General features: G+C 60.8%; 8 protein-coding genes. 1 reads left to right on the top strand and 7 read right to left on the bottom strand.

Features of this window, described 5'->3' with window-relative positions; translation table 11 throughout:
• The first annotated feature begins 344 nt into the window (after positions 1-344).
• Positions 345-545 carry a 30S ribosomal protein S21 gene (gene rpsU / locus FJ222_10810; GenBank protein ID MBM4164909.1) on the top strand — a complete coding sequence of 67 codons (201 nt, stop codon included), beginning with the start codon at positions 345-347 and terminating at the stop codon, positions 543-545.
• A gap of 60 nt (positions 546-605) precedes the next feature.
• Here the strand turns inward: rpsU and FJ222_10805 are convergent, their stop codons facing one another.
• The 7 genes from FJ222_10805 to FJ222_10775 form a co-directional block, all read right to left on the bottom strand.
• Positions 606-1574, bottom strand: a complete 969-nt coding sequence (locus tag FJ222_10805; protein ID MBM4164908.1) for an RluA family pseudouridine synthase — start codon at positions 1572-1574, stop codon at positions 606-608.
• 20 nt (positions 1575-1594) lie between these two features.
• Positions 1595-2962 (bottom strand): ATP-dependent Clp protease ATP-binding subunit ClpX, encoded by a 1368-nt coding sequence (gene clpX, locus FJ222_10800; protein ID MBM4164907.1) that lies wholly within the window; start codon positions 2960-2962, stop codon positions 1595-1597.
• 22 nt (positions 2963-2984) lie between these two features.
• Complete coding sequence (gene clpP / locus FJ222_10795) at positions 2985-3593, bottom strand: ATP-dependent Clp endopeptidase proteolytic subunit ClpP (protein ID MBM4164906.1); 609 nt, start codon at positions 3591-3593, stop codon at positions 2985-2987.
• Positions 3594-3665: 72 nt separating this feature from the next.
• A complete protein-coding gene (tig, locus tag FJ222_10790) occupies positions 3666-4961 on the bottom strand; it encodes a trigger factor (protein MBM4164905.1) in 1296 nt (431 codons plus the stop codon).
• A gap of 14 nt (positions 4962-4975) precedes the next feature.
• Complete coding sequence (gene rho / locus FJ222_10785) at positions 4976-6601, bottom strand: transcription termination factor Rho (GenBank protein MBM4164904.1); 1626 nt, start codon at positions 6599-6601, stop codon at positions 4976-4978.
• The gene (locus tag FJ222_10780; protein ID MBM4164903.1) at positions 6598-7209 is read right to left on the bottom strand and encodes a dephospho-CoA kinase; all 612 of its coding nucleotides are present in this window, start codon (positions 7207-7209) and stop codon (positions 6598-6600) included. Before FJ222_10780 ends, rho begins: the two co-directional genes overlap by 4 nt.
• A 173-nt stretch (positions 7210-7382) precedes the next feature.
• Positions 7383-8436: type II and III secretion system protein (locus tag FJ222_10775; GenBank protein MBM4164902.1), on the bottom strand; the 1054-nt coding region annotated here is incomplete at its 5' end.

Below are 8436 nucleotides of genomic sequence, written 5' to 3'. Positions count from 1 at the left end.
TATGTCAATCGTTTAGTATCATTATTTTTTCATTATTTTTTCACCGCCCTGTGGGTGAGGCTGAAAAATGGGGGGGGTAAACTGGAGAGAAGGAGGCAGGAATGGGCATTTTTTGGGCATTTTCCGTGATCAGCGGCGCGGCGGAGACGCCGCGCCCTACCTCGCGCTTCGCGCTTTCCTGTGGCCTTCGTCTTGTGCATCCACACCCACACCATTTTGGCACACCATTTTGGCGTTGCGCCCCATAGGCTCTTTACTGTATTCTTTTTGTTCCCAACCCACCGGACGATGCGTCGTGTGCCACGGCGCCTGAAGATCCCGGGTTGCAGAGGGGGTGAGATCGGATGATTCAGATCAAACTGAAGAAGGGCGAGGCGGTTGATCGCGCGATGAAGCGGCTGAAGAAGATCATGGACAAGGAGGGGTTGATGAAGCAACTCCGTGCCAACCGCTATTTCGAGAAGCCGTGCGAGAAGCAGCGCCGCAAGTCGGCGCGCGCGCGTTCGCGCCTGTTTTCCCGCCGTACCACGCCCCCCATGGCTTGAGGGCGCTGTCAAGACGGATTCACACGCACGCCACGGTGACACCACCGTGGCGTTTTATTTTTACATGATCGCCAGCAGATCGGCTGTCAGGGGCGCGGTGATTTCGCGCCTGTCCCCCATCAGCGGATGGCGGAAACAGATGGCCTGCGCATGGAGGAAGTGACGGTTGAAACCCGCCACGGCGGCGGCGCCATAGCGGACATCGCCGACAACCGGATGTCCGATCAAGGCCAATTGGCAGCGGATCTGGTGGGTCACGCCCGTGCGGATCGTCACCTCCAGCATCGTCTGCGATCCGATTCGCCGCACGGGCCGGTATTCCGTCACGGCCCGCATCACCCGGTCGGGTTGCGCGACCGCCCGAGCCTCGACCATCCGCCCGCGGAACGCGGGCTGGTGCGCCAGATCGTGTGTCAACCGCCCCGGTCCAGCCACGCTGCCTTCGACCAGCGCGACATACCGTTTGATGATCTCGCGATCTTTGAACTGCCTGCGCATCGCCGCATAGACCTCCGGCGTCCGCGCGGCCAGCACCACCCCCGAAGTTCCGCCATCCAGCCGGTGGAGCACGCCCGCTGCCAGCGGAGTATCGCCGACCGCCACCAGTTCGGGGTAGCGGGCGACCAGACCGTTGGCAAGGGTGCCCGTCTCGTCAACATCCAACGGCTGGCACGCCAAGCCTGCGGGCTTGTTGACCGCAATCAGGGCGGCATCCTCGTAGAGCACGTCCAGTACGACCGCCGCATCGGCGCGGACACGCGCCTCGCCTGTTTCAGGCAGACACCGAACCGCCACTGCGTCCCCTGCATCCAGCTTGTCACCCTTGTCCACCGCCCGGCCGTTGACGGTCACTCCGCCAGCGGCAATCGCCCGCCGGATCAACGCCCGCGTGCTCGCCGGACACTGCGCATGCACCGCTGCATCCAGACGGATGCCGGTGTCTGCGTCTGAGATCACAAACTGGCAGGTATACATGCTGACGATACCCACTTCCACGCATCCGGCAGTTTCCGCGCCCGCATCGTCCATCGACGCCCGGCATTCATGCGCTAGGCGGCTGTCTTCGGCGCGGCATCGAGGAGCATCTGCAGCATGGAACCCGGATTTTCGAATTGCGCGTGGATCATCGTGTCGGTCACGTGAATGTGCTTCAAACTCGGATTCCCCGGAGCCTCGTACATGATATCCATCATCAGATGCTCCATCACCGCACGCAGGCCGCGGGCGCCGGTCTTCCGCTTGATGGAGAGCTTGGCCATGGCGCGCAGCGACTCATCAGAAAAAGAGAGATCGGAGCCCCCCATCGCCAGCAGCTTGCGGTACTGCTTGGTCATGCAGTTCCGGGGCTCGACCAAAATACGCACGAGATCGTCCTCGGTCAGATCGGCGAGCGAGGTGATGATCGGCAGACGACCGACAAACTCGGGGATCAGTCCATAGCGAACCAGATCCTGCGGCTCGACCTTGAGACCCTCGCCCCGGCCCAGCCCGGTGATGATGGTCTTGTCGCTCCGGTCATGGTAGCCGATGGCCCGCTTGCCCTCGCGCTCCTTGATGAACGCATCCAACCCCACGAACGTGCCGCCGCAGATGAACAGGATGTTGCGCGTGTTGATCGAAATATACTCCTGTTGCGGATGTTTGCGGCCGCCGCCCGGCGGCACGCGGGCGATTGTTCCCTCGAGGATTTTGAGCAGCGCCTGCTGCACACCCTCGCCCGAGACGTCACGGGTAATCGAAACGTTCTCGGTTTTGCGGGCAATTTTGTCTATCTCGTCAATGTAGACGATTCCGGTCTCGGCCCGTTTGACGTCCATATCCGCAGCCTGAAGGAGATAGAGGAGGATATTTTCGACATCCTCGCCGACATATCCCGCCTCGGTGATGGTCGTGGCGTCGGCGATGGCGAAGGGGACGTCAAGCATCTTGGCGAGCGTGCGGGCGAAGAGCGTTTTGCCGCAGCCCGTCGGGCCGATGAGCATAATGTTGCTTTTCTCGATCTCCACATCGGAAAAGACGTCGTCCGGCTTGGCCGTCGGCGACTGGTTCAGACGCCGGTAATGATTGTGGACGGCGACGGAGAGGGCGCGTTTGGCATAGTCGTGGCCGATGATATACTGATCGAGCGCCTTCTTGATCTCAACCGGATTGGGGACGACGAGCGGCTGGCGGGGCTTCTCCTTCTCCTTGGCAGGGGTCTTCGCACCCGCAGCACGGCTGTTGGCAACCAGCGGTTGCCCGGCCATCCCGGGCGGCAAACCATCCGGAGATTCGAAAAGAATCCGGTTGCAGGTCATCACGCAATCGCTGCAGATGCACAACCCGTCCGGACCGGCAAGGATGTGCGCGCCTTCCGCCTCGGGTACCCCGCAGAACGAACATTTCAGGCTTCTGCCTTTCGGCGTCTTGGGAGCCATAAGAAAAACCTTTTTAAGCGGTTTATTTTCCGGTGGCAGGCGTGTCGTCGGCGGGCTTCTTGGTCAGCACATCGTCAATCAGCCCATACGCCTTGGATTCGGTGGCGGAAAGGAAATAGTCGCGGTCGGTATCGGCGGCGACGGTGGTGATATCCTTGCCGGTGTGAAACGCCAGAATTGCGTTCAGCCGGTCGCGCAGTCTCAGGATTTCCTTGGCCTGAATGCTGATGTCGGATGCGGCGCCTTCGGCCCCGCCCCACGGCTGGTGGATCATGATGCGGGCATTGGGCAGAGCAAAGCGTTTGCCCTTCGTTCCGGCCGCCAGAAGGACCGCGCCCATGCTGGCCGCCTGTCCGATGCAATACGTGCTGACATCGCACGAGAGGAACTGCATGGTGTCGTAAATCGCCAGACCGGCGGTGACTGATCCGCCCGGTGAATTGACGTAAACCTTGATTTCCTTAGCGGCGTCCTGCGACTGCAGAAACAGCAACTGGGCGATGATCAGATTGCTCACCTGGTCGTCAATCGCCGTGCCGATGAACACGATCCGGTCGATAAGCAGTCGTGAAAAGATATCGTAGGACCGCTCCCCGCGGGCGGTTTGTTCGACCACGATCGGCACCAGCATGGATCCCTGAAATGACTGTGACATTGTGAATCTCCTTCAACATTACCTCGGTTAAGACCACGTGATGCCGGGTCACCCTTTTGCGGCATTGACAAGGAACTCGAGCGTCTGCTCGTTGCGCACGTCGGCGCGGAACGTTTCGATGCCGTACCCCTTCTCGATTCTTCCGCGCATCTCCTGGGGCGCCATCTGGTGTTGAGCCGCAAACAGATCCAGCTTCTTCTGCAGATCGTCGTCGGTCACTTGGATTTTGGCGTCCTCGCCGATGCGCGCCAGGATGTAGCGGAGGCGGAGGCGGTCCTTGGTCGTGTTGGTCGCCGTCGTCAGCAACTGGTCGCGGTTCTTTTCCAAATCCTCGCGCGTGCCCCCGCGCTTGATGATGCCACGGAGCATCGTCTGCACCGTCGCATTCGTTTCCTGAGCCATCTCACTCTCGGGCAGTTCAAAATCGGTCTTCTTCAGGAGGTAGTCGATCACCGCCTGCTGTCGGCGGCTCTTTTCATCGGACTCCGCCTGCCGTTGCATCTGTTCCCTGAGCTGCTCGCGCAACGTCCCGATGTCCGCCACGCCAAGCTGTTTGCACAACTCCTCGTCAGTCGCCGGGATCATCTGGCGGAACCCGGCCAGCTTGATCGTATAGACAGCCTTGACCCCCTGAAGCGCCGCGATGCGGAAGTCCTTCGGAAACTGGGTCTTGATGATCTTTTCCTCGCCCGTCTTCATTCCGGCTAGGGCCAGGGACACACCGGGGATCATTTCGGGCTCGGCCACCTGCATCCAGAACCCGGTGCCTTCGGAGAACACGGCCGCCTCTTCCGCCAGATCCTTGAGCGGCTTGCCGTTGCTGACGGCGGTGAAGTCGACACGCGTCACATCTCCCCGAGCGACCACGCCATCGGGCTTGCCGTCCTCATATTTAGAGACCTGATTTCGCAGAAGCGTGAGCCGCTCATCCACCTCAGCATCGCCCACCGTCGGCTCGTTCTTCTTCACCGGAATATTCAGGTATTTCGGCAGTTTGAACTCCGGCGCGACATCACAGATCAGCACAAAGCTGATCCCCGTCTCGGGCGAGAAGAGGATGTCGGCGGCATCCACCATCGACACCAGTGCGAGTTTGTGCTCCTCGACGGCGCGCCGGCTGAGCGTGCTAACCAACCGCTGGCGGATATCGCCGTCGATATCCTGGCGGTACTCCCGCTCGATCACTTGGCGAGGGGCCTTGCCAGCACGGAACCCCTTGACCCGGCCTTCCCGCATGTAGCGCCCCATCACCGCATCGAAATCGGCCCGTGTCTCGGCCGCATCGGCCTTAATGATCAGTTTCACCCGGCAGGGGCGCACAGTCTGCATGTCAACTTTCATCATACACAGTCTCTCCGTTAGGCTTCCTTGATACTCATTAAAAATTCCGCATTGCTCTTGGCGCTTTTCAGGCGCTTGATGACCATCTCCATGGCTTCCACGGGCGGCACGCCATTCAACGCGCGGCGCAAGATCCACGTCCGACTGAGCTCGTCGGGATGGAGCAGCAGTTCCTCCTTGCGGGTGCCGGATTTTTCGATGTTGATCGCCGGGAACACCCGCTTGTCGACCATGGCGCGATCCAGACAGATTTCCATATTGCCCGTGCCCTTGAATTCTTCAAAAATCACGTCGTCCATCCGGCTACCGGTATCCACCAGCGCAGTCGCAATGATCGTGAGGCTGCCGCCGTTCTCGATGTTGCGGGCGGCGCCAAAGAACCGCTTGGGCTTGTGCAGGGCATTGGCGTCGACCCCGCCCGATAAAATCTTGCCGCTATGCGGCTGCACCGTGTTGTACGCGCGGGCGAGGCGGGTGATGGAATCCAGCAGGATACAGACATCCCTGCCCGACTCGACGAGGCGCTTGGCCACTTCTATCATCATTTCGGCGACCTGCACATGGCGTTCCGGGGCCTCGTCGAAAGTCGAACTGAGCACCTGCGCCTTGGTGTTGCGCTGCATGTCGGTGACCTCTTCCGGCCGCTCGTCGATGAGCAGGATGAAGAGCGCCACATCGGGGTGGTTGGCGGAGATCGAGTTGGCCATCTTTTGCAGCAGGACAGTCTTGCCGGTGCGGGGCGGCGCGACGATCAGTCCGCGCTGTCCCATGCCGATCGGTGTGAAGATGTCCATCACGCGCATCGCCACCTCGTCCGCCACGACCTCCAGATGGATTCGCCGGTCTGGGAAGAGCGGGGTCAGATATTCGAAATGAACCTGTTTGCGGGCCTCTGCGGCCGGTTTGCCGTTGACCAGATCCACGCGCCCCATGGCAAAGAAGCGTTCTTTCTCTTTCGGGTCGCGAACAATCCCCTCGATCTGGTCGCCGGTTCTCAGGCCGTATTTTCGGATCTGCGTGGGCGACACATACACGTCCTCAGGACACTGGAGGTAGTTGCTTTTCGGCGAGCGGAGGAAGCCGAAGCCGTCGGGAAGGATTTCGAGCGTCCCCTGAGCGATGACCGATCCGCCGCGTCGGAGGTAGCCGCGGATGATCTCATAGACCGCCTCGTGCTTGCGCATGATGCCGGTCTCTTCGGGAGGCAGGTGCGCCAAAAGCTCCGTCAGTTCATCCATCTCCTTGGACTGCAAATCGGTCAGCCGGATCGGCGGCAACTCTTCGCGAGGTTGAGGTGGGGGCGGCTCCTGCTGCTGGCGAGGCGCAGGCGGACGTGCGCCATCAGGCGTGGCGACGGCATCAACAGATCCCTCAGGCGTTTGATGTCCGCGAGTACCCGTCGGCCGTTCGGGACGGCGAAAATCACGCTGTCGGTCACGGCGGTCGCGGAAGCGTGCCCACCGGTTTTGCCGCCGATCACGCACGTTTGCCGCGTCGGATCCCGCAGGCGCGCCATCGTTTGCGGCCGGCGACTCACCTGTAGCCCCTGAGGCGTGATCCCCAGACCGGGTCTCACGCGGCGACTTTTCTCTCTTGTCGACCGACTGCCCATCGGCCGGATCTTTCCGCTGTTCTTCGCTCATGCACCACTCTCCGAAAGGTCGCGAACCAGACCATCCGCCTCGCGCCTTAACGCTTCCAACGATCCGTCATTCCAGACCACGCGGTCTGAAAGACGCACTTTCTCCCCAATCGGCATCTGCGCACCGATGCGCAGCGCGGCCTCGTGCTCCGTGAGACCCCGGCTGATCAACCGTTCCAGTTGCTTGGCTGCGCTGCAGGCCAGGCAGACCACAGTATCAAAGTGATCCCGCCATCCGGCTTCGAACAACAGGGGGACCACGGCAAAACGAAGCGTACCCGTTTGCGGGCGCCCGAACCAGCCGTCCAGTTCATTCCAAACCAACGGGTGGATAATGGCATTCAGCCGTTCCCGCGCGACAGGATCTGAAAAAACAAGACGTCCGAGCACCTTCCGAAGGATCCCACCGTCCGCCGAACACACAGCGGGACCAAACGCATGAGCCAGTAATGGAACCGCACGGCCACCCGGAGCTTCAAGACGGTGAACCACAGCATCCGCGTCCAGAACCTCGCATCCCAACTCAGCCAGAAAACGGGCAAAAACGCTTTTGCCGCAGGCGATTCCGCCGGTGACGGCAAACCGCTTTTTCTTCAGGGATGTGCGCATGATGCCCTTTATTTGGCACACCGTCAAGCGAAATTGTAGCTGTTTTTATGCACGCGCGCTTTCTCATAGGAAGAAAGGGTACAGGGTTCAGGATGGAACCATCTTGCCTGAACCCGTATCGCCGAACGCTACGCCTGAACGAACCGGAGGTTGTTCAGGCGTCGCACGTCCGATCACGGTGTGGCGGGGGTGCCGGTGAGCGCCTCGGGCAGGCCTGTGAAGAGTTTCTCCTCGCCAGCCGTGTGCACCACGCGCCCAGCGGGATCAACGAGGCGAGCCGTCACGAAGATCAGCAGGTTGCGCTTTTCCGTCCGCTCGCCCTTGCTCTGGAAGAGACGTCCCAGATAGGGGATGTCGCCGAGGAACGGGATTTTGTCAAACGTGGCCACACGCTCCTCGGTGATCATTCCGCCCATGACGACCGTGGCGCCGTTGTAGATCGAGATGCTCGTCGAGACCGACCGCACCCTGAAGATCGGCTGTTCCATGGGCTGCTCCAAATAAACGGGATTGCCATTGGCGTCCGTCAGCAACACGGTCCGCGTGGTTTCCCGCCCCAGGAGGTCGATGGACGTTTCCTGCGTATATTGGGGAACCTTCGACCCGTAATTCTTCCAGTCGGGAGGCGCGACGACTTGGGGATTCATCATCAGGTTGATCATCTGACCGTCGGCAGAAACCTCCGGAAGCACCTGCAAAATCACGCCGACCTCGCGCGTTTCGAAGTCTGAAGGCGACACCGTCGACGCCGCCGGAACACCACCGCCGCCGACACCGACGTTGCCGCCGACCGTGGTTTCCACATCAAAGCTGGTCGGATAGATGTATTCGGTGACGACCTTCATGATGGCTTCCTGTCCCGACTTGGTGACCACTTTGGGCGCGGAAAGGACGTCTGTGCTGGTCTTTTGGCTCAGCGCATGGAGGATCATGGAGATCGCGTTTCCGTCGAGTCCGGCGGTCAGCTTGAGGAGATCGTCCTGCCGGGTGCCCCCTGCTGTCAGGACGCCGTTACCTGCCGAGTTGAGGAACCGCATGCCGCGTCCATAACTATTAGCCGGCGGGGTGGTATTCCATTGCCATTGTCTCGTTGTTCCAGGGGGCGTCAACCAGCCTCCCGGATTGAGGGGATCCGGCACGCCCGGGGTCAACACATCGATCCAGCTTCCGCCCGACCCGCCGCCGTCAACAATCAGACTTCCTGATTCATAGGGGCGGAGCATCGCA

Source organism: Lentisphaerota bacterium (assembly GCA_016873675.1).
Classification (GTDB): Bacteria; Verrucomicrobiota; Kiritimatiellia; order RFP12; family JAAYNR01; genus VGWG01.
Note: the sequence above shows the minus strand (reverse complement) of the source record. Positions and strands in the feature narration are given on the sequence as shown.